The organism is Comamonas sp. (assembly GCF_036643215.1).
Classification (GTDB): domain Bacteria; phylum Pseudomonadota; class Gammaproteobacteria; order Burkholderiales; family Burkholderiaceae_C; genus Comamonas.
Map to the genome: position 1 here is coordinate 100,582 of NZ_JAVXSJ010000008.1, position 25,514 is coordinate 126,095.

General features: G+C 58.1%; 35 protein-coding genes. 24 read left to right on the forward strand and 11 right to left on the reverse strand.

Going from position 1 to position 25,514, the window contains the following annotated elements; genetic code table 11:
• Positions 1 to 82: 82 nt before the first annotated feature.
• The 3 genes from RSF91_RS07835 (at position 83) to RSF91_RS07845 (ending at position 1,849) form a co-directional block, all read left to right on the forward strand.
• On the forward strand, positions 83 to 805 hold the full coding sequence (locus RSF91_RS07835; RefSeq protein WP_332567892.1) for a hypothetical protein: 723 nt from the start codon (positions 83 to 85) through the stop codon (positions 803 to 805).
• 211 nt (positions 806 to 1,016) lie between these two features.
• The gene (locus RSF91_RS07840) at positions 1,017 to 1,217 is read left to right on the forward strand and encodes a hypothetical protein (RefSeq protein WP_332567893.1); all 201 of its coding nucleotides are present in this window, start codon (positions 1,017 to 1,019) and stop codon (positions 1,215 to 1,217) included.
• A gap of 392 nt (positions 1,218 to 1,609) precedes the next feature.
• A complete protein-coding gene (locus RSF91_RS07845; RefSeq protein ID WP_332567894.1) occupies positions 1,610 to 1,849 on the forward strand; it encodes a hypothetical protein in 240 nt (79 codons plus the stop codon).
• Here the strand turns inward: RSF91_RS07845 and RSF91_RS07850 are convergent.
• The gene (locus RSF91_RS07850) at positions 1,813 to 2,043 is read right to left on the reverse strand and encodes a hypothetical protein (RefSeq protein WP_332567895.1); all 231 of its coding nucleotides are present in this window, start codon (positions 2,041 to 2,043) and stop codon (positions 1,813 to 1,815) included. The genes RSF91_RS07845 and RSF91_RS07850 overlap by 37 nt on opposite strands.
• A 124-nt stretch (positions 2,044 to 2,167) precedes the next feature.
• Between RSF91_RS07850 and RSF91_RS07855 the strand changes: the two genes are divergently transcribed.
• From RSF91_RS07855 to RSF91_RS07925, 15 genes are all read left to right on the forward strand, one after another.
• Positions 2,168 to 2,404: a hypothetical protein gene (locus RSF91_RS07855; RefSeq protein ID WP_332567896.1), complete on the forward strand. Its 237-nt coding sequence runs from the start codon at positions 2,168 to 2,170 to the stop codon at positions 2,402 to 2,404.
• Positions 2,405 to 2,414: 10 nt separating this feature from the next.
• The gene (locus RSF91_RS07860; protein ID WP_332567897.1) at positions 2,415 to 2,549 is read left to right on the forward strand and encodes a hypothetical protein; all 135 of its coding nucleotides are present in this window, start codon (positions 2,415 to 2,417) and stop codon (positions 2,547 to 2,549) included.
• A gap of 5 nt (positions 2,550 to 2,554) precedes the next feature.
• A complete protein-coding gene (locus RSF91_RS07865) occupies positions 2,555 to 2,734 on the forward strand; it encodes a hypothetical protein (RefSeq protein WP_332567898.1) in 180 nt (59 codons plus the stop codon).
• Positions 2,712 to 3,341, forward strand: coding sequence for a 3'-5' exonuclease (locus tag RSF91_RS07870; RefSeq protein ID WP_332567899.1), 630 nt, complete (start codon positions 2,712 to 2,714; stop codon positions 3,339 to 3,341). The genes RSF91_RS07865 and RSF91_RS07870 overlap by 23 nt, the downstream gene beginning before the upstream one ends.
• Positions 3,342 to 3,385: 44 nt before the next feature.
• Positions 3,386 to 3,739, forward strand: coding sequence for a hypothetical protein (locus tag RSF91_RS07875; protein WP_332567900.1), 354 nt, complete (start codon positions 3,386 to 3,388; stop codon positions 3,737 to 3,739).
• Between the two features lie 77 nt (positions 3,740 to 3,816).
• A complete protein-coding gene (locus RSF91_RS07880; protein WP_332567901.1) occupies positions 3,817 to 4,725 on the forward strand; it encodes a DUF2303 family protein in 909 nt (302 codons plus the stop codon).
• Positions 4,726 to 4,727: 2 nt separating this feature from the next.
• On the forward strand, positions 4,728 to 4,985 hold the full coding sequence (locus RSF91_RS07885; protein ID WP_332567902.1) for an ATP-binding protein: 258 nt from the start codon (positions 4,728 to 4,730) through the stop codon (positions 4,983 to 4,985).
• Between the two features lie 75 nt (positions 4,986 to 5,060).
• Positions 5,061 to 5,390 (forward strand): hypothetical protein, encoded by a 330-nt coding sequence (locus tag RSF91_RS07890; RefSeq protein WP_332567903.1) that lies wholly within the window; start codon positions 5,061 to 5,063, stop codon positions 5,388 to 5,390.
• A 492-nt stretch (positions 5,391 to 5,882) separates the two neighbouring features.
• A complete protein-coding gene (locus tag RSF91_RS07895; RefSeq protein ID WP_332567904.1) occupies positions 5,883 to 6,470 on the forward strand; it encodes a hypothetical protein in 588 nt (195 codons plus the stop codon).
• A 42-nt stretch (positions 6,471 to 6,512) separates the two neighbouring features.
• The gene (locus RSF91_RS07900; RefSeq protein WP_332567905.1) at positions 6,513 to 6,914 is read left to right on the forward strand and encodes an Lcl C-terminal domain-containing protein; all 402 of its coding nucleotides are present in this window, start codon (positions 6,513 to 6,515) and stop codon (positions 6,912 to 6,914) included.
• Between the two features lie 27 nt (positions 6,915 to 6,941).
• On the forward strand, positions 6,942 to 7,403 hold the full coding sequence (locus tag RSF91_RS07905; RefSeq protein ID WP_332567906.1) for a four helix bundle protein: 462 nt from the start codon (positions 6,942 to 6,944) through the stop codon (positions 7,401 to 7,403).
• 153 nt (positions 7,404 to 7,556) lie between these two features.
• Positions 7,557 to 8,657 carry an RNA-directed DNA polymerase gene (locus RSF91_RS07910; protein WP_332567907.1) on the forward strand — a complete coding sequence of 367 codons (1,101 nt, stop codon included), beginning with the start codon at positions 7,557 to 7,559 and terminating at the stop codon, positions 8,655 to 8,657.
• Positions 8,658 to 8,700: 43 nt separating this feature from the next.
• A complete protein-coding gene (locus RSF91_RS07915; RefSeq protein ID WP_332567908.1) occupies positions 8,701 to 9,018 on the forward strand; it encodes a hypothetical protein in 318 nt (105 codons plus the stop codon).
• Positions 9,008 to 9,250 (forward strand): hypothetical protein, encoded by a 243-nt coding sequence (locus tag RSF91_RS07920; RefSeq protein ID WP_332567909.1) that lies wholly within the window; start codon positions 9,008 to 9,010, stop codon positions 9,248 to 9,250. The genes RSF91_RS07915 and RSF91_RS07920 overlap by 11 nt, the downstream gene beginning before the upstream one ends.
• Before the next feature lie 166 nt (positions 9,251 to 9,416).
• Positions 9,417 to 9,674 carry a helix-turn-helix transcriptional regulator gene (locus tag RSF91_RS07925; protein WP_332567910.1) on the forward strand — a complete coding sequence of 86 codons (258 nt, stop codon included), beginning with the start codon at positions 9,417 to 9,419 and terminating at the stop codon, positions 9,672 to 9,674.
• Here the strand turns inward: RSF91_RS07925 and RSF91_RS07930 are convergent.
• Positions 9,656 to 10,942, reverse strand: a complete 1,287-nt coding sequence (locus RSF91_RS07930) for a tyrosine-type recombinase/integrase (protein ID WP_332567911.1) — start codon at positions 10,940 to 10,942, stop codon at positions 9,656 to 9,658. The genes RSF91_RS07925 and RSF91_RS07930 overlap by 19 nt on opposite strands.
• Before the next feature lie 191 nt (positions 10,943 to 11,133).
• Between RSF91_RS07930 and RSF91_RS07935 the strand changes: the two genes are divergently transcribed.
• On the forward strand, positions 11,134 to 12,153 hold the full coding sequence (locus RSF91_RS07935; RefSeq protein WP_332567912.1) for a D-2-hydroxyacid dehydrogenase family protein: 1,020 nt from the start codon (positions 11,134 to 11,136) through the stop codon (positions 12,151 to 12,153).
• A gap of 8 nt (positions 12,154 to 12,161) precedes the next feature.
• On the opposite strand, the gene RSF91_RS07940 is transcribed toward RSF91_RS07935, so the two are convergent.
• Genes RSF91_RS07940 through RSF91_RS07950 form a run of 3 tightly spaced genes read right to left on the reverse strand, consistent with a single transcriptional unit; the run spans position 12,162 to position 15,117 of the window.
• Positions 12,162 to 13,094 (reverse strand): hypothetical protein, encoded by a 933-nt coding sequence (locus RSF91_RS07940; RefSeq protein WP_332567913.1) that lies wholly within the window; start codon positions 13,092 to 13,094, stop codon positions 12,162 to 12,164.
• Positions 13,095 to 13,097: 3 nt separating this feature from the next.
• Positions 13,098 to 13,529 carry a DNA polymerase III subunit chi gene (locus RSF91_RS07945; RefSeq protein ID WP_332567914.1) on the reverse strand — a complete coding sequence of 144 codons (432 nt, stop codon included), beginning with the start codon at positions 13,527 to 13,529 and terminating at the stop codon, positions 13,098 to 13,100.
• 52 nt (positions 13,530 to 13,581) lie between these two features.
• Entirely contained in the window at positions 13,582 to 15,117 is a 1,536-nt protein-coding gene (locus RSF91_RS07950; RefSeq protein WP_332567915.1) for a leucyl aminopeptidase, read from the reverse strand.
• Between the two features lie 23 nt (positions 15,118 to 15,140).
• On the opposite strand from RSF91_RS07950, the gene lptF reads away from it, so the two are divergent.
• The 5 genes from lptF to RSF91_RS07975 are packed head-to-tail and all read left to right on the forward strand — an operon-like array spanning position 15,141 to position 19,985.
• Positions 15,141 to 16,250: an LPS export ABC transporter permease LptF gene (gene lptF, locus RSF91_RS07955; protein ID WP_332567916.1), complete on the forward strand. Its 1,110-nt coding sequence runs from the start codon at positions 15,141 to 15,143 to the stop codon at positions 16,248 to 16,250.
• Positions 16,247 to 17,350: an LPS export ABC transporter permease LptG gene (gene lptG / locus RSF91_RS07960; protein ID WP_332567917.1), complete on the forward strand. Its 1,104-nt coding sequence runs from the start codon at positions 16,247 to 16,249 to the stop codon at positions 17,348 to 17,350. The genes lptF and lptG overlap by 4 nt, the downstream gene beginning before the upstream one ends.
• A 3-nt stretch (positions 17,351 to 17,353) precedes the next feature.
• Positions 17,354 to 17,797 (forward strand): sirohydrochlorin chelatase, encoded by a 444-nt coding sequence (locus tag RSF91_RS07965; RefSeq protein ID WP_332567918.1) that lies wholly within the window; start codon positions 17,354 to 17,356, stop codon positions 17,795 to 17,797.
• Between the two features lie 51 nt (positions 17,798 to 17,848).
• The gene (locus tag RSF91_RS07970; protein ID WP_332567919.1) at positions 17,849 to 18,790 is read left to right on the forward strand and encodes a CysB family HTH-type transcriptional regulator; all 942 of its coding nucleotides are present in this window, start codon (positions 17,849 to 17,851) and stop codon (positions 18,788 to 18,790) included.
• Positions 18,791 to 18,818: 28 nt separating this feature from the next.
• On the forward strand, positions 18,819 to 19,985 hold the full coding sequence (locus RSF91_RS07975; RefSeq protein WP_332567945.1) for a pyridoxal phosphate-dependent aminotransferase: 1,167 nt from the start codon (positions 18,819 to 18,821) through the stop codon (positions 19,983 to 19,985).
• A gap of 108 nt (positions 19,986 to 20,093) precedes the next feature.
• Here the strand turns inward: RSF91_RS07975 and RSF91_RS07980 are convergent, their stop codons facing one another.
• From RSF91_RS07980 to soxY, 6 genes are all read right to left on the reverse strand, one after another.
• Positions 20,094 to 21,203, reverse strand: a complete 1,110-nt coding sequence (locus RSF91_RS07980) for a YeeE/YedE family protein (RefSeq protein WP_332567920.1) — start codon at positions 21,201 to 21,203, stop codon at positions 20,094 to 20,096.
• Positions 21,204 to 21,276: 73 nt separating this feature from the next.
• Positions 21,277 to 23,010 (reverse strand): thiosulfohydrolase SoxB, encoded by a 1,734-nt coding sequence (gene soxB / locus RSF91_RS07985; RefSeq protein WP_332567921.1) that lies wholly within the window; start codon positions 23,008 to 23,010, stop codon positions 21,277 to 21,279.
• A 144-nt stretch (positions 23,011 to 23,154) separates the two neighbouring features.
• Positions 23,155 to 23,808, reverse strand: coding sequence for a sulfur oxidation c-type cytochrome SoxX (gene soxX, locus RSF91_RS07990; RefSeq protein WP_332567922.1), 654 nt, complete (start codon positions 23,806 to 23,808; stop codon positions 23,155 to 23,157).
• A 10-nt stretch (positions 23,809 to 23,818) separates the two neighbouring features.
• On the reverse strand, positions 23,819 to 24,628 hold the full coding sequence (soxA, locus tag RSF91_RS07995; protein ID WP_099737199.1) for a sulfur oxidation c-type cytochrome SoxA: 810 nt from the start codon (positions 24,626 to 24,628) through the stop codon (positions 23,819 to 23,821).
• A gap of 73 nt (positions 24,629 to 24,701) precedes the next feature.
• On the reverse strand, positions 24,702 to 25,013 hold the full coding sequence (soxZ, locus tag RSF91_RS08000; RefSeq protein WP_332567923.1) for a thiosulfate oxidation carrier complex protein SoxZ: 312 nt from the start codon (positions 25,011 to 25,013) through the stop codon (positions 24,702 to 24,704).
• 24 nt (positions 25,014 to 25,037) lie between these two features.
• Positions 25,038 to 25,493 (reverse strand): thiosulfate oxidation carrier protein SoxY, encoded by a 456-nt coding sequence (gene soxY / locus RSF91_RS08005; protein WP_099737200.1) that lies wholly within the window; start codon positions 25,491 to 25,493, stop codon positions 25,038 to 25,040.
• Between the last annotated feature and the right edge of the window lie 21 nt (positions 25,494 to 25,514).

The window sequence follows — 25,514 nt, forward strand, 5'->3', positions numbered from 1 at the left end:
ACTATTCAGAGAAATACGATCAAGAAATTACCAAATTGCCCAAGCTAATAGTTGGTTATGCTTATCCATTGGAGGAGAAAGCATGTTTAAAACCACATTTATTGCATTAGCTGTCGTCGTCGCACTTTCTGGCTGTTCAAAGCCTCAAGAAACCATCATTCCTACTGACATGAGTCAATGGGATAAAGAGCTGGCCCCTTCTGTCAAAAAACTCTCTGAGGAAGATCGCCAAGCTTTTACCTCTTTTGTAATGCGCGCCAAAATGTCTGAAATTTTCAGCAAAGGCAACGCCATCCCGCTAGGTATGACCATCGGTGATGCAATTACCAGTCAAAAGAAATGGGAAGAAGAGCAAAAAATCAAAGCTGCTGAAGAGCTTGCCTTGAAGGAAAAGATTCACAAGGAAGCTTTAGAAGCGCACAAGAAGATCGCATCTGCAGCTACTGTTGCACTTGTGAAGCTGGATCAACGACCAAAAGACTACAACGCACGTCGATACAGCGATCAGCAGGTCTTCATTGTCGCCATCCAAAACAACTCACAGAAAAACATGGCGGGCATATCAGGCCGCGTAGTTTTCACCGATATCTTCGATAAGCAGATTGGTGATGTGAGTTTTTCTGTCGCTGAAAAAATCATGCCCGGCCAGACTTACACATGGACTGGAGTACGCGACTACAACCAATTCATGCGAGAACATCGCATGCTCTGGGAAGCAGAAGAGGGAAAATACAAAACCTCATTCACTCCATCTGAAGTAATTTTTGAAGATGGTGAACGAATAAAAGCTCCCAAAGAGCTTTAAAAACTAATCCACCACAGCCCGCCAGACAGCGTCTCGCGGGCTTTTTCGTTTCCGCCGCGCCGGGGAGCGTCTCCGCCCTCCTTCTATTAACTTCCCCCGGCACGCCGCAAGGCATCGGCACTTTTCACCCCAAGCCCATCAGCAAGCGCTGAGTGGGCTTTTTTCATGGCGAATCTGGAGCGCCGTCTCTCTAGAAAAAAAGGAGTTAGCAGTGCCCATCAAGCAACCCACTTTCAAGTTCAATCTCGGTCAACTGGTTCAGATCAGCATCAGCGGAGAACAAGGCCAGGTGCGCGCCCGAGGCGATGGCGTTGAGCGCGCGAATCAATATCTGGTGCATTACAAAACGGCCCAAGGCGAGGCAACCGAGCAGTGGTGGTGCGAAGACCAACTGGAACTCGTAGCCGCGTAATTCAACACCCCCAAGCTCACGCAGCTATCGCTGAGTGAGCCTCTCTGAATAGCAGACCTTCGGGAGCTTTGAAATGCGATGAACGGCCGACAGGAGCCTTGATCTTGAGCCTACCCCCGCAGGGCTTTAGCGGGGCCATCCGGTGTGACCACTCTAGCGAGGTCGTTTGATCTTTGGAATTAGCCAGAGCAAGCGGCGATTCATGGTCTTCGGCGCGGCCTCCGCGTCGTTGGCGAAAGTGGTCACACCAGATGGCGCAGCACCTTTTATTAACCCAAGTGCGCATTTTTTGCTTGACCCTCATCAGGCAAAAAAGCTGTGCCATCTACCTTCCCTAAAGCCCACCCAGTGACAGCTGCGTGGGCTTTTTCTTGGCATCTCCGGAGACGTCCATGAACCTAATGCATCCCAAAGCTGCAACAACCAATCTCTGCATCAATTGCCAGAACCATCAAGATGACGGCACCAACAGATTTGCAGACCGCTGCTATCGCCCTGAAAACCCCATCAATCCCATTAACGGACAGATCATCGGTACATCGTGCAAGAACGAGCGCTTTGCTAACCACGGCAATAACTGCGGGCCGTCCGGCATTCACTTTGTCGAGCGCATCGCCTCGGCCAAGTCCTGAACTGCCAAGGCAAGGACATTGATCCCTTGGAAGTGCTGATCCGCTGATGCAGCCTGCACCATGGCAGCTACCAGTGAGGGGTTGCGCTCCGCATAGCCTTCACGAAAACGCTCATCCAATTCACGCACCGCCGCCAGCATCCAGTCGGCAGCCTGATCACCGGCTTTACCGTTCACCATCGTTACGTCAAGCATTTGCTTCCCTTATTGAGTTGTATGTCTGCAGCCAATAGCTGCGGTAGCAATTGTGACAAGGCATTAAGCCCGCCCTGCAAATGCGCAGTGCGGGCTTTTTCATGGATCACTACCGGAGAACACCATGCAAGCAGCCCGTATCACCCTGCCCAGCGTGCCGTGCACCAGCCCGGCCTTTGAGTACCGCGCCTCATACAGCACCAATCTGGCAGACACCTTTGCCAAAGCCCGTGAGCGCATCGCAGCGCAGGCCGCACAGGAAGCCGCCACACCCAAGCCCCAGCGCAAGCGCCCGGCCCTGATGCAGATTCGCCGCGTGCGCGCCGGCACGACCAACCACCTGACCCTGCCACTGTTTTAGGAGCATCGCCATGCGCACCTTCATCCTGACCTGCGGCCCCCTCTCCATCGAGCACCGCGCAGAAACAGCCGCTGAAGCAATCGACCACGGCATCAACGAGCTGGGCCACCTTGGTCATGGGATCAGCTGCCGATGCATTCGATAGACACCGTGCTGCATCAGCTGCAGCGCCACGACCGCCAGCGCAGCCAGTTGCTGCGCGCTATGGAAAGCAAAGCATCTAGCGCAAGCGAATCGATGCTTTCCATAGAGAACTACTTTCAAACCGAGAAACAGCGTGCGGTGCGCGCCATCAACAGGAGAGCAAATGCTGCCCCAACATTTTCCTAATCTGCCTACTGAGCAAGCCGCGCACATCGTGGTTGACCTCGAAACTCTAAGCACTCAACCCAACGCCCTGGTGCTGAGCATTGGCGCTGTGGCGCTGACGAGCTCTGGCACGCCGGTCGAGGGTGGCAATTTCTACGTGGTGCTCAAGCAGGATGAGCAAGGCGCTGTGCGCCACATTTCTCAGAGCACCGTGGCCTGGTGGGAGCAGCAGTCAACTGAAGCACAGCAGGCTGCATACAAGCCCACGGTGTGCACATCCTTTGTCGAAGACGCCTTAGATGGGTTCAGCGACTGGGTTGAATCCATCACCGACCCCAAGCAGGTGCTGGTCTGGGGCAATGGCTGCAGCTTTGACAACGTGATCTTGGCAAGCCTGTATGACGACTGGCACCGCGAGCGGCCCTGGAGCTTCTGGAACGACCGCGATATGCGCACAGTCACCGGCCTGATGCCAGTCCTCAAGATGCTGCCCTTTGAGGGCATCAAGCACCACGCGCTGCACGACGCAAAGCACGAAGCAGCACAACTGAGCCGCGCCATCCAGAAGCTGGATGAGGCATTTCAGCTCCTTCACGCAGCGGCCGCAGCACAGCGAGCAACCGCCTAAACGATTTCAACCCGGCGCAAGCCACAACACTGGAGAGAGAAGCCATGCATCAAGTCCCCAACACGAGCGCTGCACAGACCGATGTGAGCGAGTTCATCACCGACCTGGACGGCGGCCAGTTTGACCGCATGCTGTCCGTGGCTCTGGGCGAAGTCGCCGCGGGCGTGGTCGACAACGACAAGGTGGGCGAAGTCGCGCTGAAGTTCAACATCAAGCGCATCCCCGGTACCAGCCAGGTGACGGTGGAGCACACGCTGAAATTCCAGCGCCCGACCTCTGACGGCAAGCGCGGCGAAGAAGCCACGCGCAAAACCGTCATGCACGTGGGCAAGAACGGCGTGATGTCGCTGATGCCCGCCAACCAGATGAATATCCCCGGCGTTCCAGTCAAGGCCTGAGCGCACCTTCGCAACCACACCAGCCCGCCAGGCATGACGCCTCGCGGGCTTTCTTTTGACCTCAACTGAAACCAGCAATGAACAACACCGAACAGTCCACAGCCGAGCAGCAAGCTTCTGAAACAACTCACGTTTTGAGCGGCATTGAAGCCCTACCCTTCGCTCCGCCCCAGTACATCAACGATCAACGCGACACCCGCATTGAACAGGTCAACACTGCATTGCAACTGGCGCGCCCTATGGATGGCGAGTACGTCACTGCTGCCGCCATCCCTCATGACTTCAAGGTCGAAGATCTGGAGCAGTTCATGCCTACGCGCCGCCGCGCTGCAGGCCTGATGACTACACCTTTCATCAACGACTTCGTCGCCTATGTCGAGCAGCACAAGCAGGATGGCTGCACCATCTTTGTCGACGCCGATCAGATGCGGGGCCTGGCAGTGCTGGACCTTGGCACCCCAACGGCACCCGGCCACTGCGCCAATACCGCCGCGCTGGCCCCCAAGGCCACGGCGGCATTTGCCTCGCTCAAGTCGGTGATCGAGCGCCAGCGCAACCAGAAGGACACTGCTGAATGGCTGGAAGACTGGGCCCCCATCCTCAAGGCCCAGGCAGATGGCCAAGAAATTGATATTCGCAAAGCCATTCAGGCCGTGCGCAGCATCACGATTGAAGGCCTCAACAAAATCCACCATGAAGAGCAATCGCTTAGCGCAACCCGCTCGGCCTTCGAGAGCGTGAAGGCCAGCAGCGAAGAAACGCTGCCCAGCCACTTCCTCTTCACGTGCAAGCCCTACCCCGACCTCAAAGAGCGCGAATTCGTGCTGCGCCTGAGCGTGCTGACCGATGGCAAGCCCATGCTGGTGCTGCGCCCTATGGCTTGGGAGTCTGTGATCGAGGAAATGGCCACCGAATTTGCCAATGACATTCGCGCAGCCGTTGAAAACACGGTGCCCGTGTTGATTGGCACCTACGGGAAGAAGTAAGCATGGGCAACGACAAGAACTCAGTCGTTGTCTACGGCCCGCAAGGGTCTGGCAAGACTCTCCATGCCGAGGCACTGCGCAAGCACTTCCAGCTGCAGACGGTGATTGAGGCCGATGCGCCCCATCAGGTACGCAAGACGCCGGCAACCGGCGCACTCGTTCTGACAATCTTTGCACCCGAGGACACTCGCCGCGCCTTGCATATCGATGAAGCCTTGCGCCGCCTGCGCTACGAGCCACCCGGCTATCCATTCCACTGACCAGCCGCCCCTCAATTGAGGGGCATCCGCCAAGCACCTGCCAGGCGGGTGCTTGCCAGATGAAAGGAGGCCATCATGCGCCACACCGGTACCGTTTTTCTCAGTCGCACACCACCACAGGCCAGCCCAGCCGCTTGCGGCGCATTCCAGCTGCAGTTACTGGTTTATGACCGTATCGGCAGCCATCACACTGAGCCATGGCGAGTGACATGGAGCGGCCACAGCGCCAAGCGCTTCTGGACGGAGTATCAGCAGGCTCTGGTGCCAGGCGCCGCCATGGTCATCGAGCTGGAGCGCGCTCGCGTGCACACCCTCAACTGCAGACCGCCGCGCAGTGAAGTGCATGCCAGCATCGTCAGCTGCGCCATGGTGCCGCCGCGCAGCAAGGAAGCTGCCCGTGCTTGACAAGGATCACTGCGAATCGGTGAAGGGGAAGTTCACCCTGTTGAAGTCCACCGTCGAGCGCGAGGCACGCGAGGCTTACGCTGCAGGGCTCAAGCCTAACGATGCGTGCCCCTACCCATTTCACAGCACTTGTGGCCTGCACTGGCTGGCTCACTACAACCTGTGTATCCCGCTGCCATCCAAATCGCCAATGGCAACAGCACCTTGTCCTCTGCCAATGAATAATGGGCCATGAGCAGCAAACCCAAGTGCCCAGAGTGCGGGTCCTCCACCAAGGTGCAAGAAACCCGCGCAGGCGACGGCAACCCCATCTATTACCACCGTGTGCGCAAGTGCCTATCCACGGCATGCGGCTGTCATTTCACGACCGTCGAGGTCTATGCGCCAGATCTATCCATTCCGAAGGCGCTGCGAAAACCTGACCGCTAACACCATCTACTTCACCAAAGCCCGCCACTGAGCGGGCTTTTTTTCGCCCCAAGGAGAACCCCTGTGCAGATCCATACCCAGAACGTCATCATCCTGCCGCCCAACGCATCCGCTGATGCACTTACCGGCATGGAGCGCCTGATGCAAAGCATTGGCCGCGCCGAAACGCCTGCAGTTGCTGGTCAACCCGACGGCAAACCCCATATCGGCGACTACTGGCCCAGCCAGGGCGGTTTCTACGCTGGCGACATGCGCGGCGATGACGACACGGTCTACGGCCTGATCGTTGCCGACTGTGGCGACGCCAAGGACGCCGGCCGCGCCAAGTGGGGTCTGGATGGCGAGCGAGACCTGTCTCAGTGGGATGGCCAGGACAACACCCGCCGCCTGGTCAATGAATGTCCAGCCGCAAAGCTGGCCACCAGCCACGCCGCTGACGAGCACAAGGATTTCTACCTTCCCGCCCGACGCGAGCTGCAGCTGGCCTGCGCCACGGTTCCACACCTGTTCGGCAGCGAGAACTGGTACTGGAGCAGCACTCACTACGGGCAGAGCACCGCCTGGGCCGTCGATTTTGAGCGCGGGATCACGTTCAACGACTACCGGAGCATCGGGTTCCGTGTTCGTCCCGTCCGCAGATTCATCTACTGATCCCTTCACCCCTTTCTTCTCAACCCCACCACGGAGCACCCAATGAGCACCACACCCGCAATCAACCAGCACTGGCCAGAGCAAGGCGGCATCTATATCGGCAGTCGCCTCATCGACGGCCAGGTGCACCACATCATCATCCCCGGCGGCACTGACTTCGACCACGCCGACATCCCATTCAGCCGGGTGGAGCTGGTGGTGGCCGAAGGCGATGAACTGAACGGCTTCAGCGACTGGCGCGCGCCTGACAAAGAAGACCTGATGCTGGCCTATATCAATGCCCGCGAGCACTTCGATACGGACGGTTGGTACTGGTCGCGCACCCCAGAAGGTGGAAACTGGGCCTGGGCCGTCGTTTTTGAGTACGGAGACACGTACTACAGCTACCGGGACAACGAGTTCCGTGTTCGTCCCGTCCGCAGCTTTCCCGCTTCAGCGATTTAACACTTTGCGGGCGTAGCCCGCCACGGCATGGCACTCCACACTGATACCGAAATCTATAAATCCACCTACGACCTGAGCAAGCTGGTCACCCAACTGGTGGCCAACATGCCCAGGAACTTTAAGGCCGACTTTGGCGCCGAGTTGCGGCGCCGGTGCATGGCGCTGGTCATGCGCACCTACGAGGCCAACACCAGTGAGGATAGAACCGCAGTTCTGCAGCGCATGCGCATGGAGATTGAGACTGTCAATCTCTCTCTGCGCCTGGCTGTGGATCTGCGGCTGATTTCGATCAATCAGTACAGCCGTGCCATCGCCATCACGGACAGCATCGGCAAGCAAGCCACCGGCTGGCAAAAGTACTCGGAACGCGCGCACGCTGCCGGTTTGTCAAGGCAGACCGGCCAAAGCGCCTTGGAATCTGGTCGAGCCGCTGGGCCACAAGCCCACCGAAAAGCGCAGCAAGGATATCGGCAGACGCATCTGCAGTGATCCCGCGCAGTTTGCCCGCTGAAGTTTCGGCGGGCCGACGTGATCAGCTCGGCACACCTGGGCCGTCGATTTTGAGAACGGAAACACGAACAACAACAACCGGAACAACGAGTTCCGTGTTCGTCCCGTCCGCATATTCCACCGAGTAACTCTATGGATACTGGCTATTCGCTCGAGAAGCTGGTGCAGGCCTATTTTGACTGCCGCCAGCACAAACGCACCACGGCCAGCGCCCTGCTTTTCGAGCAGGCGCTGGAACACAACCTCATGCAGTTGCATGAAGAGCTGCAGGATGGCAGCTACCGGCCCGGTCCATCCATCTGCTTTGCGATCAGCCGACCACGGCCGCGCGAAGTCTGGGCCGCCCAACTCCGAGACCGCATCGTGCACCATCTGCTCTACAACCAGATTGCCGATCGGTTTCATCGCCGATTTATCGCGGACTCCTGCGCAGGCATCCCTGGGCGCGGCACCCTTTATGCGGCCAAGCGTCTCGAAACCAAGGTGCGAAGCCAGACACAGAACTGGTCAGTGCCCGGGCATTACCTGAAGATCGATCTGGCCAATTTCTTTGTCTCCATCGACAAGCGCATCGTCTGGCCTCTGCTGATCAAGCAGATCCCGGAGCGCTGGTGGCGGGGCTTGGCCAAGGTCATTCTTTTCAACGACCCGCGCATTGACTTTGAGCAGCGCGGCAGCGTCGAGACTCTTGCCGCCGTGCCAGTGCACAAGCGCCTTGCCAATGCGAAGCCTTACTGCGGCCTGCCCATCGGCAATTTGAGCAGCCAGTTCTTTGCAAACGTTCTACTTAACGAGGTAGACCAGCACATCAAGCACAGCATCAAGGCCAGGCACTACACCCGCTATGTCGATGACATGGTGCTGCTGCACGAGTCACCGCAGTGGCTGAATGGCGCGCTGGCCTGCATCAATGCATTCCTGCCAAGCCTTGGCCTGCAGTTGAATCCGAGCAAGACCGTGCTGCAACCAATCAGCCGCGGCATTGATTATGTGGGGCAAACGATCTATCCATGGCACCGCACTACCCGCCCACGAACCCTGCAGCAAGCCTTATCCCGCATTGAGGTCATGCCTGCCGATGAGGTCTACGCCAGCGGAAACAGCTATCTCGGCCTGGTGCGACAAGCCAGCGCAAGCCACAACGAGCAGGCGCTTATTTGCAGAGCGTTACTCAAACGCGGTCATGCCGTTGAGGGACTTCACCTCAACAAGGCTTTCCGCAAACATCACTGATCCTGCCCGCCACTGAGCGGGCTTTTTCATTCTGGGAGCCAATATGCAAGAGAAGACACAAATCACAGCCGCTGAGCAATCTGCATGGCTCGCAGGACTTGACGAGGGCCGAGCGCAGACGCGCAAGCCTCTGACGGATGGCGAAATCATTGCAGCCCAAGAAAGCCTCATCGCGGCCAAAGATGAGCTGTACCGCTCTCGCATTGGCTTGAAGTGCTCTCATTGCAAGACAGGCACATACCGCGCAGACGGTAATGGATACAACGACTTCCACCGCTGCGACAACTGCCTTCATGTACCGATGTGGCTTGGCGACGGAAAGGAACTGACCCACGAACTAGGAGCCACCAATGCCGACTGACCAGCAGCCCCGCATCACGGCCATCAGTGTTTTCGTGGAATTCGATGGCCGCCTGTGCCTAGCTCCTATCGCTCCCGAATCTGCGCAGATCTTCGTCAGCATGCTCTCGGCGTATCAGAGCAACCCCGACAAGGGTGTCACCCTCTACCCCGTTCCTGACGAAGCCCGCGAATGCGTGTATCAAGCAGGCCAGATCATTGGAGCTCAAATCAATAAAGGCAGGACGACATGAGCAAGCGAGCGTCTACCCCAGATTTTGGCGATTCACCATATTCACAAATCTATTCATAGATTTATTCACATTAACTGTAAGCCAATGATCTATATGGATTATTGACATGCAAAACGCTATTCACGAGCCCCGCCATAGAGCGGGCTCTTCATTTCTGGAGAGCTAAATGACCACAGTAGCCATCACCCCCCGACTCGTTGCCAAAGAAATTGCAGCCCAAGTACTGAGTCTGTCCGTGAAAACCTTTGAGCGCCTGGTGCAACAAGGTGACATTCCCAAGCCACGCCAGATAAGCGCCGGACGCGTGGCTTGGTTGGTGGTCGAGCTAGACGAATGGGCTCTTAAAAGGCCCCCGTCTCAGATTCTTCCCCCGGAAAACACTGGCGCAAAAAAGCCGCGCCGGCCTCATGCCTCGGCAGGCTGAACAATGGTCTCCAGTCTCTCTGCCAGAGTCTGGAGCCATTGCAGCTTCTCAGAATCATATTTGTGCCGGTTGTAGACGCCTGCAACGCCTGGAATCACATGTCCAAGCACGGCCTCGCCCACATCCTCCGGGCAACCCAGGCGGGCCAAAAGTGTTCGCGCAGTGCGGCGCAGGTCGTGCGGCGACCAGTGAGTCACTGTTAAGCGCTCACGCTCCCAGTCTGGGCGAGTCCTGCTGTAAGGCTGTTTGGAATGAACCTGTGTCTGCACATTGGTCTGTTGGATATGCCCAGAAGCATGCTTTCCAGGGAATAGATACCCCTTGGGATTCTCATGAAGTCGACGCCGCACAACTTCGGCCGCTCGACCCACGAGGGGAATGCGAAAGTCGGTTGCCCTATCCCGCTTCTTGTTCTTCGTCTGACTTTTTGGCAGGGTCGACCACAAGACGCCCTCATCTTCTTCAATATGGCTTGCGTGCAATGCGCAGATCTCGCCGCCTCGGGCACCAGTCCACATATACAGGGTCAAGACGTCCTGAATGGCAGGCGAGAAACGCCGAAAGTCGACTGTAAACAGTCGCCCAATCTCCCCATCCGTTAGAACGCGCTTATCGGTTCCCTTGTGCTCTCCATCCCTCAAAGCACCCTTGCTTTTCAGCTTCCCCCTGAGCACCTGGGTCCACCAGTTAGGAACATCGTCTGCCAAGACTCCTGAGTCATAGGCATATTCCCACGCTCCACCCAACTCTCGCCTCACGCTGGTGGCCACCGTCGGAGTGTCGGACAACGCCTGAATGGTTTCAAAAGCTACGCTGCGAGTTATGCTGGACGGCTCAAGATGAGCAATCGACTCCACCCCCCTTGTCATGCGAGAACGCAATGCTCTGGCATTGGACGGATCACGCTGCTTGTCGATATAGCTGCTCAGATAGTCCTCGACCAGCTTCCCGACGGTGTAGATGCCATCATTTGCCGCTTGAGTCGCCGAATTTTTAGTGAGTCGCGCTTGCTTCCGCTCCAAGGATGGATCTCTCCCCTCCTCGCGGATCTGTCGCAGGTCCTTCCAGAGCCTAGTCGCGTCCACAAAGTCTGTGGCAGGCCAACTAGCAAATTTCACTTGCCGCATCCTCTCATCAAGGGGTGACTTGAATCTGTAAACCCAATTTTTCCCTGACGCCGTTGCCTCTAGACGCAAACCGGGGCATCCTTGAATAACAATAGAGGAACCCGCCGGCAATGCTTTGGCAGCACGGGCATCAAAATACATGCACACTCCTTTGACGGCGTAGCTTTTAAAACCTACGCCAAAACCTACGCTAGATGCTGGAGTGTATAGGGTATATGGTGGTTATGAGCTGGCGTAAGAACTGGCGTAGACTGTTGAAAATTTATGCGTAAAGCGTTGATAACATTGGAAATTCTTCAATCAATTCAGCCACTTACTAAAGGATTCCAGTGGTGAATATAGTTATTCTGGACGATTACCAAGATGCAGTCCGCAAGCTCGATTGCGCTAGGTTGCTGGACACCTTCAACGCCAAGGTCTACACCAACACGATCAAGGGCGTGGGCCAGCTTTCGGTGCGCCTGCGCGATGCCGATGTGATCGTCCTGATTCGTGAACGCACCCATATCTCCCGCCAATTGCTCGAAAAGCTGCCACGCCTGAAGCTGATTGCCCAAACAGGCAAGGCCGGCGCGCATATCGATGTGCAAGCCTGCACCGACCGCGGCGTGGCGATTGCCGAAGGGGTCGGCTCCCCGGTCGCCCCGGCAGAGCTGACTTGGGCTTTGATCATGGCGTCCATGCGCCGCCTGCCACAGTACGTCGCCAACCTTAAGCACGGTGCATGGCAACAGTCCGGCCTCAAGGCCGCATCCATGCCGCCTAATTTTGGGCTGGGCAGCGTTCTGCGCGGGCGCATGCTGGGTCTCTGGGGCTATGGCCGTATTGGCCAGCTGGTGGCTGGCTATGGCAAGGCTTTTGGCATGCAGGTTTGCGTCTGGGGTAGCGAGGCTTCGCGCAAAAAAGCCGAAGCCGATGGCTTTCTGTCGGCCCCAAGCAAGGAAGCATTTTTTGAGCAATGCGATGTGATTTCGCTTCACCTTCGTCTTCATGAGGCCACGCGCAGTGCGGTGACTTCGCAAGACCTGGCTCGCATGAAGCCCACGGCCTTGTTCGTCAACACCTCGCGCGCTGAACTGGTCGAGCCAGAGGCCCTGCTTTGCGCGCTGAACCGTGGCCGCCCCGGTCTTGCTGCAATTGACGTGTTCGAGAGCGAACCCATTTTGCAGGGCCATGCTTTGCTGCGACTGGAGAACTGCATTTGCACGCCCCACATTGGTTATGTGGAGCAGGACAGCTATGAGCTGTATTTCCGCGCGGCTTTTGAGAACGTGGTGAACTTTGTCAATGGACAGCCCACCAATATTCTGAACCCGGAAATTTTCAGCGGCCCGATTCGACTGAACCGCTGAACCTGGATTTATTTCTCGTTTTCCTGCGCTTGTAATGCAAGCTCCGCCTCAGCGGCTTCATACACCGAGTGGCGCACCACGGACTCAAGCTCTTCGCGCAAGCGCAGCACGAGAGAGCGAGTCTGAGCCTCCACCACCTGCTCAATCGCCTCTTTCAGGCGCTTTTCCAGCACCAAATCGACACGCTGCATCAGGCGATGAACCAGGTAATCCTCGGTAAGCTGCGGAGTCTGTGCCGACTGTGCAATCTGCGCCTGCGGCCCGTCCAAGGCTTCATCCAGACGTGAAACTTCAGCAGCTGCAACCTCATCCGATTTCAGGGCCTGAGCTGCTGGCTCAGTCGCTGGAGCTGCAACGGGAGTCTCCTCAGAGGCCACAGGCTCTGTGCTCTCAACATACTCATCCGACAGCAACGGCAAGGCTTCAGCGTCAAATGCGACAGGCAAATCGGGCTCTGGCATCTCACCAACCTCGGCAATGTCACTCGCATCTATCTCTGCCAGCTCCTGCTGTTCAGCCAATGTAGCGACTTGCTCACTAACCACATCCATTTCAGCGCTTTCGGCAAAAGGCTGCTGAGGCGGCAACGACTCTGGCAATGGCGGCAACTGGTGAGGAATGGTTGCAGGTTTGCTGCGAACATAAAGCCCATCGGCCAGCCACGGGGAGTGAAACGATGCGCGTGAAATGGGTGCAGCGGGAGCACTGGGAACAGCAGGCGCGGCAGGCTCTGCACTCTGCTGCGCCTCTGACTGGCTCAGCACATGCGCCACGCGCCCCAGGGATTCGTCCAGCGCGGTGGCGTGACTATTGATATCACCCTCTCCGCTTTCCGTGCTTATCTCGCTTAAGTCACTCACTGTCTCTGCATCAACCGCTGGCGACACCACGTCGGTCAGCGTGGGGACAAAACGCGGAGGGACTTTGGATGAAGAGTTCATGGCCTAGCCCTTGAGATTCAGATCATGCCGAACGATGGAAAAACCACGCGCTTCGTAATCACGCCAGCGCGTGCGCGCCTCGTGGCGGTCCATTTCATCGCTGGACGAGACGATTTCCACCACACGCTCAAAGCGCTCAAAACCCTCCGGCACCTGCGCCGTGAGGTTGATCAGCACATCGTGGTGCGGCAGATCTTGCAACTGCTCGGCCAGTACGATGGGCGATACCGCCAGAAGCTCTCCGCCATCAGCCGCCGTGGCATGAGCCAGAAAATCCGTGGCCGATACGCTCCAGAGCCGCGTTGACAGCCGGCTCAGCACAGCGGCATCGCCCACGACGACCAGACGCGCACCATGGCGCAAGGCCTTGCGCGCAAATCGGCACACATAGCCCAGCTTGTCTGGAGCATTGAAATGAAAGGCAATTTCTGTCACATCACTTGCAGCTGGCTACGGACTCTTTCAAGGCCGCGCCAGCTGACTTCCTTTAAGCCGATGCCTTGGCTGTAGTGCGACGTGAGGTCGCTGGTTTTGCTACGCTCTTGCGTGCAGCAGTCTTGGCCGGTTGTGCCGCACGAGGGGCTTGAGCCTGATTCAGCAGGTATTGAACCAGCAAGCCCACAGGGCGGCCCGTTGCGCCCTTGGCGGCGCCACTCTTCCAGGCGGTGCCAGCAATGTCCAGATGCGCCCAGGGAATATTGCCTACAAACTTCTGCAAGAACTTTGCAGCAGTTACTGCACCCGCAGCGCGGCCGGCCACGTTGCCCATGTCTGCAAAATTGCTCTTGAGGCCGTCTGCGTACTCATCGTCCAGCGGCATGCGCCAGCAGGGGTCCAGCGCCGCATCACCAGCGCTTTGCAGCGCGGCAGCCAGTTCGTCATTGGTCGAGAACAGGCCGCTGCGCAGGCCACCCAGCGCAATCACGCAAGCACCTGTCAGCGTGGCCATATCCACCAGCGCCGTAGGCTTGAAGCGCGCTGCATAGTGCAGCACATCGCACAAAACCAGACGGCCTTCGGCGTCGGTGTTAAGAATTTCAATGGTCTGTCCGCTCATGCTGGTGACCACATCGCCGGGCTTGACGGCTGCGCCATCAGGCATGTTTTCGCAGGCAGGAATCAGGCCAACCACATTAATGGCAGGCTGCAGCTTGGCCAGAGACTGGAACACGCCGAGCACGCTGGCAGCGCCGCCCATGTCGTACTTCATCTCGTCCATCTCGGCAGCAGGCTTGAGCGAGATACCACCGGTATCAAACGTAATGCCCTTGCCCACCAGCACGATGGGCGCTTCGGTCTTGGCAGTGCCGTTGTAGTGCAGCTCGATAAAGCGCAGCGGCTCACGCGAGCCCTGAGCCACGGCCATGAAAGCACCCATGCCCAGCTTGGCAACTTCGGCCGGGCCATGAATCTTGCAGCTCATGCGCGCTGCCTTGGCAATGCTCTTGGCAGCATTGGCCAGCATCGTGGGGGTTGAATGGTTGGCGGGGCGATTGGCCCATTCACGCGCCACGGACACGCCTTCTTGCTGCGCAACGGCAGTCTCAAAAGCAGAGGCCACGGCGGCATTTTTAGAGGGGACACCCAGCACCACCTTGGCCAGGCCGATGGGCTTGGCCTGTGATTTGGTATGGGTGTAAAGATAGGTTACATCTGCCACGGCCTGCACGGCAGCAGCAACGATCTGCGCATTGGCCTCGAACGTCAGACTCACAACGGCCTTGGTGACGCCCTCAGACTTGAGTGCGGAAGCGCAGCTAGCCAGTGCATTGCGCACATCCTTGGCCGTACCGGCACCCACACCCAGCAGCACCACGCGGCGCGCGGCAATCGCGGGCACTTGGTACAAAGCCAGTTGCTTGCCGCAAGACAGGGCAAAATCACCCTGTTTGACTGCGTGGGCCGCCATGGCTCCCAGCGCATCGCTGCCCAGCGCAGCGTGCTCGGAAACCAGCACCAGCAGCAGGTCACATTTTTCCCGTGCTGCAGCAGCAGCGGTCAGAGCCTTCAGTTCAAAGTTCATAATCGGTGTTTTCCTTTTAGCCAATGTTATTCGATTCATCCATACGCAAAGAGCTAGCTCGCAGCTTTGGTGCGACGGCTGTGGTCCTGATCACTGTGGTGATGACCATGATGCTGATTCGCACGCTCGGTCAGGCTTACAAGGGCAGTGTCAGCCCTTCCGACGTGATGCTGGTCATGGGTTTCACCGTGCTCGGGCAACTCCCTACCATTCTGGGCCTGAGCCTGTTTGTAGCCATTGTCGGCTCACTCTCGCGCATGTATCGCGACAGCGAGATGGTCATCTGGTTTGCCGCAGGCCAAGGTCTGGCCAGCCTGCTGCGCCCCTTGCTGCGCTTTGCCTGGCCCGTGATTCTGATCACCGCCGTACTCGCTCTTGGCGTTCTGCCCTGGTCTTATCAGCAAATTGAGCAGATCAAGACTCAATTTCAGCAGCGCAGCGACTTGGATCGCATCGCACCCGGAGAGTTTCAGGAATCCGCTGGCGGCACACGCGTGTTCTTTGTAGACAAAGATTCCCCATCGGACATGGCGGCCAGCAACGTCTTTGTGGTCTCGCGTGACCCCGGCAAGGAATCCGTGACATCCGCCAAAGGCGCACACATTGCCACCGTCAAAGGCCAGCGCATGGTCATTCTGGAAGACGGCCAGCGAATGGAAACCCGTACCGACGATGGCTCGGTTCGCGTGACCGACTTCAAGGAATACGGCGTCAAGGTGGACAACGACAACCCCGTGACCATGCAAGAAATAGCAGCACGCAGCATGCCCACCAAGGACCTTCTGGGCCGCGATGAGCCGATTGCACGCTCAGTACTGGCCTGGCGACTGGGTCTGCCTTTTGCGGCGCTGAACTTTGTCATTCTGGGCCTCGCCATCTCCAGCGTAAACCCACGCGCTGGCAACAGCACCAGCCTGATGATTGCCCTGTTTGCCTTCATCGTTTACTACAACCTCATGACGCTGGGCGAAAGCTGGGTCAGTGCCAACAAAATTGGCATGTGGGGCATTCTGGGCCTGCTGCACGGTAGCATTCTGGTCTGCAGCACCCTCGTGCTGCTGGCACGCCATTTCCGCTGGTCGCCACGCGATCTGCTGCGCCGCGCCCATGCTCGCCAGGAGTCTGCACGATGAAAGTTCTTCGCAATCTGATCTACCGCGAAGTCATTCAGGCGGTGCTCTATGTCACGCTCGCCTTTCTCGCGCTGTTCTTTTTCTTTGACCTGGTCGATGAAATGCGCTGGGTGGGCAGTGGCAACGCGGGCTACACCACCACACATGCCCTGCTGTTGGTGGCGCTTGCCATTCCTGGCCACCTTTATGAGCTGATGCCCATTGCCGTGCTGATTGGTGCCATTTTTGTGATGGCCAAGTTTGCGCAAAGCTCTGAGTTCACCATCATGCGCACCAGTGGCATGGGCCCCTGGCTTGCCCTGCGCACGCTACTGGTGCTGGGCATGAGCTTTGTGGTGCTCACTGTGGCGGTGGGCGACTATATCGCCCCGGCTGCTGACAACATCAGTCAGAAATTGCGTGTCCTTGGTAAAGGCCAGATTTCTCGCGGAGCAACCGGTGCCTGGCTCAAAGAAAAGCAAGGCCAGCACTCGGTCGCCATCAATGTCGGCGCCATTAAAAAGCCTGGCGAATTTGTGAACGTGCGCATCTTCGAGTTTGATGCCAACGGCCGCATCGCCGCGCAAATCAATGCCCAGTCCGCACAGGTGGACGAAGAAAACGATCAGTGGACGCTGCAGGGCGTGCAGTCCACCCAGGTCACACAAGACGGTGACCGCACCAAGATGGTCCGCAGCAATGAAGAGACCATGAACTGGCCGACCAAGGTCACGGCGTCCATGGTCTCTGGTGCGCTGCTCAAGCCTGACCGCATGACCACGGTTGCGCTGTTCCAGTTTATTCAGCACTTGCAGGACAACGGTCAGGCTGCGCAAAAGTACGAAATTGAATTCTGGCGCAAGGTCTTCTACCCACTCAGCTGCCTTGTGATGGTGGTGCTGGCCCTGCCCTTTGCCTATCTGCACTTCCGTTCGGGCGGCATCACTGCCTATGTGTTTGGAGGCGTGATGGCGGGCATCAGCTTCTTCCTGCTCAACAACGTGTTTGGCTATATCGGCACGCTGCAATCGTGGTGGCCGTGGCTGGCAGCGGCAGCGCCGGGCATGCTTTATACGGCGCTATCTCTCTCCGCCTTTGGCTGGCTGGTACTCAGGCGCTAAGTCATGTCAAGCGACCAATTCTCTCCATCAAACCGGGCTGGCATGATCTTGCTGGCCCACGGCTCCCGAGACCCACTCTGGCGCCAGCCGATTGAGGCCGTGCTGCTCGCAGTGCAGGCCAGCCAACCCGATCTGCCCTGCGCCTGCGCCTATCTCGATGCCTGCGCACCCGACCTGCCCACTGCCGCCAACGCGCTGATCGCGCAAGGCGTCAACCGGCTTACGGTGCTCCCCTTGTTTCTCGGCACAGGCAAACATGCCCGTGAAGACATTCCGCGCCTGCTGAGCGAGTTGTGCCTGCAGCACCCCGCTTGCCAGTTCGATCTGCAAACCGCTGCGGGCGAGAACCCCAGAGTCACGGCGCTGCTTGCCCAGCTAGCCATTGAAGCGATTGAGCCCCAAAGTAGCGATTCAGGTTCAAACATACAGAATCTAGATAAAAAATAGATTCTTTAGATATTTGAAGCATAATGATGCAAGTTCTTAGTCCATGCCGTCATGAACCTGCATCAATTTCGCTTCGTTCAAGAAGCAGCCCGCCGCAACCTCAACCTGACTGAGGCAGCCAAAGCCCTTCACACCTCTCAGCCGGGTGTCTCCAAAGCCATCATCGAGCTTGAAGAAGAGCTGGGCATTGACATCTTTGCCCGCCACGGCAAGCGCCTCAAGCGCATTACCGAGCCGGGTCAGGAAGTCCTCAAAAGCATTGAACTCATCATGCGCGAAGTGGGCAACCTCAAGCGCATCGGCGAGCAATACAGCGCCCAAGACAGCGGCACACTCAGCATTGCCACTACCCACACTCAGGCGCGTTATGTGCTGCCCCCGGCCGTGGCCCGCCTGCGTGAGCAATATCCCAAGGTCACCATCAGCCTGCACCAGGCCACGCCCGCCGAAGTGGCGCGCATGGTGATCGACGAGGTCGCCGAGATTGGCATGGCCACCGAATCGCTGGCCGATTACCCCGAGCTGGTCACTCTGCCCTGCTATGAATGGCAGCACGTACTGGTGTTCCCCACAGGCCACCCATTGGCCCAAAAAGAGCGCATCACGCTGGAAGACATTGCGCAGGAATCACTGATTACCTACCACCCGTCCTTCACCGGTCGCGGCAAGATTGACCGTGCCTTTGAAATGCGCCGCCTGCACCCGCGCATCGTGCTGGAAGCCATTGACTCTGACGTTATCAAGACCTACGTACGCCTGGGTCTGGGTATCGGTATCGTGGCAGAAATGGCCATGCGCGATGACCCCGTCAACGACCTCGTCGTGCGCCCCGTCGGCCATCTGTTCGGCACCAGCGTGGCCCGCGTGGCCATCAAGCGCGGCGCATACTTGCGCAACTTCGTCTACAAGTTTGCCGAACTGCTCAGCGACCGCCTCTCGCGCGACCTCATCATCCGCGCCATGAATGGCAGCGTGGACGACTTCGGACTGTAATTTCACCGGCACGGGGCCACCCCCGTGCCTGCACTGCAAGACTACCGTGACTCCGACCTTTCCCAGCAAGCTGCCCAATGTGGGCACCACTATCTTCACCGTCATGTCGGCGCTGGCCGCCGAGCACAAGGCCGTCAACCTCGGCCAGGGCTTTCCGGACTTTGGCTGCGACCCAAAACTGCTGGACGCCGTGAACGACGCCATGCGCGCCGGCCACAACCAGTACCCGCCCATGACTGGCTGGCCAGCGCTGCGCGAAGCCGTTGCTTCAAAAATTGAAGCACTGCACGCGCGCCGTTACGACGCTAGCAGCGAAATCACCATTACCGCCGGTGCCACGCAGGCCATCCTCACCATCATTCTGGCCACCGTCCATGCAGGTGATGAAGTCATCGTGCTCGACCCCTGCTACGACAGCTACGTGCCCAATATCGAGATGGCTGGCGGCGTGCCCGTACGCGTGCCCCTCACGCCTGGCAGTTTCCGCCCGGACTTCGACAAGATCGCTGCCGCCATCACGCCGCGCACGCGCCTCTTGATCATCAACAGCCCGCACAACCCCAGCGCCACCATCTGGACTGATGCGGAGATGCGCCAGCTGGAGGCGCTGCTCGCCCCCACCAATGTGCTGCTCATCAGCGACGAGGTGTACGAGCACATGGTTTACGACGGCGCCCAGCACCTGAGCAGCACCCGCTACCCGGGCCTGGCAGAGCGCGCGTTTATCGTCTCCAGCTTTGGCAAGACCTTTCACGTCACAGGCTGGAAAGTTGGCACCGTGGCTGCCCCCGCCGCGCTGACGTCCGAATTTCGCAAGGTCCACCAGTTCAACGTGTTCACAGTGAACACGCCCATGCAGGCCGGTCTGGCGCAATACATGCAAGACCCCGCGCCTTACATGAACCTCTCGGCCTTTTACCAGGCCAAGCGCGACCTGTTCCTGAATGGCCTGCAAGGCTCACGCCTGAAGCTGTTGCCCACCGCTGGCACATACTTCCTCTGTGCCGATATTTCCTCGGTCTCAGACCTGAATGAAGCCGAGTTCTGCAAGTGGCTGGTCAAGGAAGTCGGCGTCGCCGCCATTCCGCTGTCGGCCTTCTACGGCGACAGTTTCGATCAGCGCGTGGTGCGCTTCTGCTTCGCCAAAAAGGATGAAACCTTGATCGAAGCCGCAGCCAGACTGCGCAAGCTGTAAAGCCCTTCATCTCATAAAAAAGGAGCGCCCATCGCGCTCCTTTTGTAGTTTTCAAACCTATTCAATACTGAAACCTATGCTTGGTAAGCGCAAGCAGCTATCAAATATTCAAACCCTGGATGCCAGATAGCGCAGCATCAGCACCGCCCCCAATACAATGCCCGCAATAGCGATAAAGCTGCCCAGACTGAGCATGGAAATCGCACTGATTCCCTGGCCTATAGTGCAGCCCATGGCTGTTACGCCGCCCATGCCCATCAGCACGGCCCCGGTCAAGTGACGAGACAAGTCCAATCTGTCCGCAAAGCCTTGCCATTGGAAATCTCTGCGCCACAGCGCATGGATAAAGCTGCCCAGCACCATGCCCGCCACCGATGCGATGCCCCAGGTCACTACCTTGCTGCGGTCGCTGAAGAACATCAACCAGTCCAGCGTATGCGCAATGGGCGAGACAAAGCTGAATGCCTCGATACGCCCGCTATAGGTCGTGGCGTAAACCTGCTCCAGCGTTTCGGGGTGCTCGGCCACTAGCCCCAGATGACCGCTGAGCCACCAGGCCACCGTCACGCACAAGCCAACCAGAACGCCGCCCAACAATACGCCCCAGCGGCGATCCGCTCCACGCATGGGGTTGATGGCCATAACCAGCAAAATCAGGGCCACGCCAAAGCCCAGACCTGCGCGCGTGGCAAACAGCGACCACTGCGCTGCGCCAGACAATATCTCCGGCAGCAAGGCCAGCGTGGTGAGTTCCAGTTGCACGCTATCAAGCCAGCGCACACGCGCCACGGCCGTAATGCCTTTGAGCGTGGCAAAGGCCGCCACAGCCATGACCAGCAGCACGACCAACGCCTTGAGGCTACCGCCGCCTAGCCTGGTCAAATTTCTGGCACTGCAACCCGATGCCAACACCATGCCCGCACCAAACAAGACGCCACCCACCAAGGCGGACAACCACAGCAGCCGGCGGCTGGCATAGAGCGCATCGCCCACCTGCAACTGCCCCAAAAGCGCCAGCGCTGCAAAGCCCAGCATGGCTACGGCAATCGCCGCACACCATTGCCGCACACGCGTCCAGTCTTGCAGATAGACCACATCACTGATAGCGCCCATGGTGCAAAAGCGCGTCTCACGCATTACAAAACCCAGTAAGGCGGCCAGCAAAAAAATGGCCACCAGAACGGTGGCCTTCAGGGATTCAAACTCGGCAAGGCTCATGCGCGCATTGGAAGGCGCGCGCTGTAATCGAGCAATGGAACATACCCCTGCCCGTGCAATAACGCTGTCTTAATCACGCTTTTGCCAAACCGTAATTGCTGCCGATATTGATCAGTTTCGGCACATTGAGCTGGCGTGGCTTGATGGTTTTTTGTGCTTTAAGCCAGGGCTCAACCACTTCCCATATCTGTTTGTGACCAGCGCTCTTGGCATCTTCTGCCACAGGAGCCCAGCCAGCTACCTTGTATTTTTTATCGGCCTCCAGCAGCTGCCCATTCAGCCGCATCTCGCTGATGCGTTTGCCAGCACCAGCCGTCGGCTCACACTGATACTGCAAACCACCCACACGCACCATATCTCCGCCCTGCTGGTAATAGGGGTCGGGGTTAAAGAGGTTGTCGGCCACATCTTCCAGCACGGTCTTGATGGTGGCGCCCGTCATCTCCGTCACCGTGGCGTAGGAGTACGTCGTGGCCGTCATATCCATCAGCCACTCGCGGGTGATGTCCTGCCCAGCCAGCAGTGAAGTTCCCCATCGGAAACCTGGCGAGAAGGCGATCGGCGCATCCTGCACCGCCATCATGGCATCCAGCAGCAGCTGATCGCCCGTGCCATTGAAGTTGCCACGGCGGTACAGCGTGCCATCCGTCGTCGCCAGCACCTCGGCCAGCTTGCTCTCATAGGGTACACGCACCTTGGTGATCAGCGCCTGCATCTGGGCATCAGCCGGCAGAATGTTGGAAAACACCGGCAGCAGACGGTATTTGAAGTCACGCACCTTGCCGTCTTTGACGTCAAAGTCCAGCACGCCCAGAAACTTGCCGTTGGAGCCCGCATTGGTCACGATGGTCTTGCCACCTGCGTTCTGCACAATCGTGGGCACGAGCATGCCGTCATGGGTGTGACCGCCCAGAATGGCATCGATTCCGCGCACGCGGCTGGCCATTTTCAGGTCCACATCCATGCCGTTGTGCGAGAGCACGACCACTACCTTGGCACCCTTGCCACGGGCCTCATCCACCATCTTCTGCATGTTCTCGTCCTGAATGCCAAAGCTCCAGTCCGCCACCATGTAGCGTGGGTTGGCAATCGGCGTGTACGGGAAGGCCTGACCGATGATGGCCACGGGCACACCGTTAATCTCGCGAATCACATAGGGTTTGAACACCGGGTCACCAAAGTCCGCCGTCTTGACGTTCTGCGCCACAAAGTCCAGCTTGTTGCCGAAATCTTTGTCAATGATCTCCTGCACGCGCTGCATGCCGTAGGTGAACTCCCAGTGGCCGGTCATCACATCTACGCCCAGCAGCTTGCAGGCGTCTACCATGTCCTGAGCATTCGTCCACAGCGATGTAGCCGATCCCTGCCAGGTATCACCACCATCGAGCAACAGCGCTCCAGGGCGTGAAGCACGCATGCGCTTGACCAGCGTGGACAGATGCGCAAAGCCACCCACCTTGCCGTAGCGTTTGGCCGCTGCTTCAAAGTCCAGGTAGCTGAAAGCATAGGCCGATGCTGTGCCCGGCTTGAGACCCACAGACTTGAGCAAATGCTCGCCCACCAGATGCGGACGCTGGTCTTTCATCGCACCGATGCCCAGATTGACACTGGGCTCGCGGAAGTAAATGGGGTTGAGCTGAGCGTGGCAGTCCGTCATGTGCAGCAAAGACACATTGCCGAAGGGTGCAACCTCATACAAAGCCTTGTTAGCCAGCTTCTGGTCCGCATAAGCGTAGCGCTGCAACCCCATGCCTGTGACGCTGGCCGCAGCCAGCACCTGCAAAAATTCGCGTTTGGAAAGGCTCATATCAATATCAGTTATCCATGATGCTGTGCGTCGCATATGGCTGGTGAGTGCCGATCAGGGGCCGCCCCGCAGCGCAGGTATCGCTTCCCTTTCGAATAGCAAAGCAAAGCGAAAGGGAGAAGCGGCACCACCGTTCAGGGGAAGCTATTTGTTCACGGGCGATTGGGGATCAACCAGCAATGCGACCAGATCGCGTGTCTGCGCTTCGGTAAGGATGCCGGAGTGACCAAAGCGGGGCATGCCCGAGCAGGCGTTGTAGGCCTTGGCATTCCAGATCTTGCCCCAGGTGTATTCGACGATGGCTTTGGACTCAGGGCTGTCCGGGTTCTGAATGCCGCGAATCTTGCCGTAGTTGTAGAGACTGGGGCCCAGAGTGCCATAAGAGATTTCTTCCTTGCTGATCTGGTGGCAGTTGTAGCAGTTGCCACCATTGGCGCTGCCTGCCTTGTCACTCCAGGTCATGCCGCGGCCATTCTGGGCAATTTTTTCACCCTCTTTCCAGTCACCAACCCACTTGCCGTCCTTGGGCCACTGCACGGTTTTTAGATTGGCTGCTTCAATGGCCTGCGCACGTGCAGGCGCAAGCGGCACACCAGTTGCATCGGCCGCGCTGCAGGCCGCGTTCGATTCGTCCTGCGTCAGCCTGTCCACCTTGGCAATGCCCTGATCACGAAAAGAGGTCTGCACCATCTTGGCTGTCAAAGCGTCCATATCTGCACCGCTATCAACCGAGGCGCAGCCCAGCACCACAAACGATGCAGCGACTGCCAGATAAGGCACATATTTTTGTGTTTTCATGCAGTCCTCCTTATCGCTTGATGGCCGGAGCCGTAGAGGCGCCGCCCTTGCCATTGACACCCATGAACACGCTCAGCGCCACGGTCACATCACTGGCATAACCGGGATACGGAAAGCGCTGCTGGCGGAAGCAGTCATTCAGGCGGCGCTGCATGCTCCAGAGCTCGCCCGAAGACACGCGGTAGGCAGGCCATGCACCAAAGCCTTCGGCCGCACCGGGGTTCCTGGTCAGGTTGGGCAGGTCCTGCATGCGAATGCGCTTGCCATCGGCACCGTGGCAGGAGGCGCAGGCAAAGTCGTGCGGGCCACCACGCATGTAAAACAGGCGCTTGCCCGCTTCGTACATCTGCTTTTCCTGGGCATGGCTCTGGGGCAGGTCAAACTTCATGCCCTTGGACTGGGAGGAGATCCATGCCACCAGACCTTCCATGTTCTTTTGCTCATCCTTGCCAAAAGGCGTGGCAGCAATCTTTTGCGCATCCAGCCCCTGCTGCTTTTCCATGCAGGTCAGCAGGCGCGACTCCAGGTCTTGCACCTTGCCCGTGTCTGCAAAGTAGCGCGGCAGCTCGACAAACACGCCCTTGACCACGCCAGCGCCCTTACCCAGATCGCACTGCTCCATAGACATTTTCTTGGGGCCGCGCTTTTGCTTCCACAGCTCCTCACCCTTCATCTCGAACAGCTCGGCGGGGTTGCCGTCCTGCAGCATCTCCCGGTACTCGGCAATGCCGTCCGCCGTACTTTTTTGCGCCAGCACCGGCGCGCTGACGCACAGCGCGAGCACCGCAGCCAGCGACCCTCTCAAGGGGCTATGTCTCATGGGGCACCTCTCTTTATGGATTTGGACTCTGGCGAGGCAGGTGGCTCACAGCGGCCTCACCCAATCAACGGTTTCAGCTGACCGTGGCTTCGTCAGTACGGGTCTCGCCCTTGTTGTCCTTCCAGCTGACCGAAATCTTGTCGCCCGTCTTGGCCCCCTTGACGACAAACTGCAAAAACGGATTCTTTGACACCGCTGGACCCCACTCTGCCTGCAGCACCTGCTTGCCGTTGTGGGCAGCTGTGACCTCCTGAATAAACCAGGCGGGCACGGTCTTGCCTTCCGCATCCTTGCGCTGGCCGGTCTCCATCTCGTGGGACATCAGCACACGCACAGTTGTCTTGTCACCTGCGGCCTGAGCGCGAATTCGCATCGGATCTGCCATGTTCTTCTCCTTGTCTTTGATGAATTAACCGCCGCAGCCACCCAGAGTGACCTTGACTTCCTTCTTGGCGTAGAAGGCCTTGCCATCGTTGGTGATGGCCACGGCATACACATCCGAAGACTGGCCCAGCTTGGCACGGGTCAGAAAGTTGGCCTCCACCGCGTCATTGACAGCAAAAGATGCCACCAGCGTGTTGGGGTTCTTTTCCACCAGCACCAGCATCTGCTTCACATTAGGCAAAGTAGTTGCTGCGCCCAGGGGCACGACAGCGCCGTTCTCCGCAATATCGGGAGCTGTCAGCGTCACATCCTTGCTCTCAGCCGGGGCTGATGCACCCAAGGCCTTGAGCACCTCGGCCACCGTCTTCGCATCAAATGCAGACTTGTTATAGGCCGCATGCGCAGCCTGCGGCAACAGACCAGCAGCCATCAGCATGCCGAGTACGGCAGCACTGTTTTTCAGGGCATCTCTACGTTTCATCGTTGTCTCCTTCTCATTAAC

Bases quoted from the DNA above. Each gene is read 5' to 3' on its own strand.
- soxA (WP_099737199.1), bottom strand. From the start codon at position 24,628: ATGAGACATAGCCCCTTGAGAGGGTCGCTGGCTGCGGTGCTCGCGCTG.
- RSF91_RS07925 (WP_332567910.1), top strand. From the start codon at position 9,417: ATGACCACAGTAGCCATCACCCCCCGACTCGTTGCCAAAGAAATTGCA.
- RSF91_RS07885 (WP_332567902.1), top strand. From the start codon at position 4,728: ATGGGCAACGACAAGAACTCAGTCGTTGTCTACGGCCCGCAAGGGTCT.
- RSF91_RS07950 (WP_332567915.1), bottom strand. From the start codon at position 15,117: ATGAACTTTGAACTGAAGGCTCTGACCGCTGCTGCTGCAGCACGGGAA.
- RSF91_RS07845 (WP_332567894.1), top strand. From the start codon at position 1,610: ATGAACCTAATGCATCCCAAAGCTGCAACAACCAATCTCTGCATCAAT.
- RSF91_RS07970 (WP_332567919.1), top strand. From the start codon at position 17,849: ATGAACCTGCATCAATTTCGCTTCGTTCAAGAAGCAGCCCGCCGCAAC.
- RSF91_RS07880 (WP_332567901.1), top strand. From the start codon at position 3,817: ATGAACAACACCGAACAGTCCACAGCCGAGCAGCAAGCTTCTGAAACA.
- soxB (WP_332567921.1), bottom strand. From the start codon at position 23,010: ATGAGCCTTTCCAAACGCGAATTTTTGCAGGTGCTGGCTGCGGCCAGC.
- soxZ (WP_332567923.1), bottom strand. From the start codon at position 25,013: ATGGCAGATCCGATGCGAATTCGCGCTCAGGCCGCAGGTGACAAGACA.
- soxX (WP_332567922.1), bottom strand. From the start codon at position 23,808: ATGAAAACACAAAAATATGTGCCTTATCTGGCAGTCGCTGCATCGTTT.
- RSF91_RS07930 (WP_332567911.1), bottom strand. From the start codon at position 10,942: ATGTATTTTGATGCCCGTGCTGCCAAAGCATTGCCGGCGGGTTCCTCT.
- RSF91_RS07860 (WP_332567897.1), top strand. From the start codon at position 2,415: ATGCGCACCTTCATCCTGACCTGCGGCCCCCTCTCCATCGAGCACCGC.
- RSF91_RS07850 (WP_332567895.1), bottom strand. From the start codon at position 2,043: ATGCTTGACGTAACGATGGTGAACGGTAAAGCCGGTGATCAGGCTGCC.
- RSF91_RS07910 (WP_332567907.1), top strand. From the start codon at position 7,557: ATGGATACTGGCTATTCGCTCGAGAAGCTGGTGCAGGCCTATTTTGAC.
- soxY (WP_099737200.1), bottom strand. From the start codon at position 25,493: ATGAAACGTAGAGATGCCCTGAAAAACAGTGCTGCCGTACTCGGCATG.
- RSF91_RS07905 (WP_332567906.1), top strand. From the start codon at position 6,942: ATGGCACTCCACACTGATACCGAAATCTATAAATCCACCTACGACCTG.
- RSF91_RS07875 (WP_332567900.1), top strand. From the start codon at position 3,386: ATGCATCAAGTCCCCAACACGAGCGCTGCACAGACCGATGTGAGCGAG.
- RSF91_RS07940 (WP_332567913.1), bottom strand. From the start codon at position 13,094: ATGAACTCTTCATCCAAAGTCCCTCCGCGTTTTGTCCCCACGCTGACC.
- lptG (WP_332567917.1), top strand. From the start codon at position 16,247: ATGAAAGTTCTTCGCAATCTGATCTACCGCGAAGTCATTCAGGCGGTG.
- lptF (WP_332567916.1), top strand. From the start codon at position 15,141: ATGTTATTCGATTCATCCATACGCAAAGAGCTAGCTCGCAGCTTTGGT.
- RSF91_RS07915 (WP_332567908.1), top strand. From the start codon at position 8,701: ATGCAAGAGAAGACACAAATCACAGCCGCTGAGCAATCTGCATGGCTC.
- RSF91_RS07855 (WP_332567896.1), top strand. From the start codon at position 2,168: ATGCAAGCAGCCCGTATCACCCTGCCCAGCGTGCCGTGCACCAGCCCG.
- RSF91_RS07835 (WP_332567892.1), top strand. From the start codon at position 83: ATGTTTAAAACCACATTTATTGCATTAGCTGTCGTCGTCGCACTTTCT.
- RSF91_RS07870 (WP_332567899.1), top strand. From the start codon at position 2,712: ATGCTGCCCCAACATTTTCCTAATCTGCCTACTGAGCAAGCCGCGCAC.
- RSF91_RS07890 (WP_332567903.1), top strand. From the start codon at position 5,061: ATGCGCCACACCGGTACCGTTTTTCTCAGTCGCACACCACCACAGGCC.
- RSF91_RS07980 (WP_332567920.1), bottom strand. From the start codon at position 21,203: ATGAGCCTTGCCGAGTTTGAATCCCTGAAGGCCACCGTTCTGGTGGCC.
- RSF91_RS07920 (WP_332567909.1), top strand. From the start codon at position 9,008: ATGCCGACTGACCAGCAGCCCCGCATCACGGCCATCAGTGTTTTCGTG.
- RSF91_RS07900 (WP_332567905.1), top strand. From the start codon at position 6,513: ATGAGCACCACACCCGCAATCAACCAGCACTGGCCAGAGCAAGGCGGC.
- RSF91_RS07965 (WP_332567918.1), top strand. From the start codon at position 17,354: ATGTCAAGCGACCAATTCTCTCCATCAAACCGGGCTGGCATGATCTTG.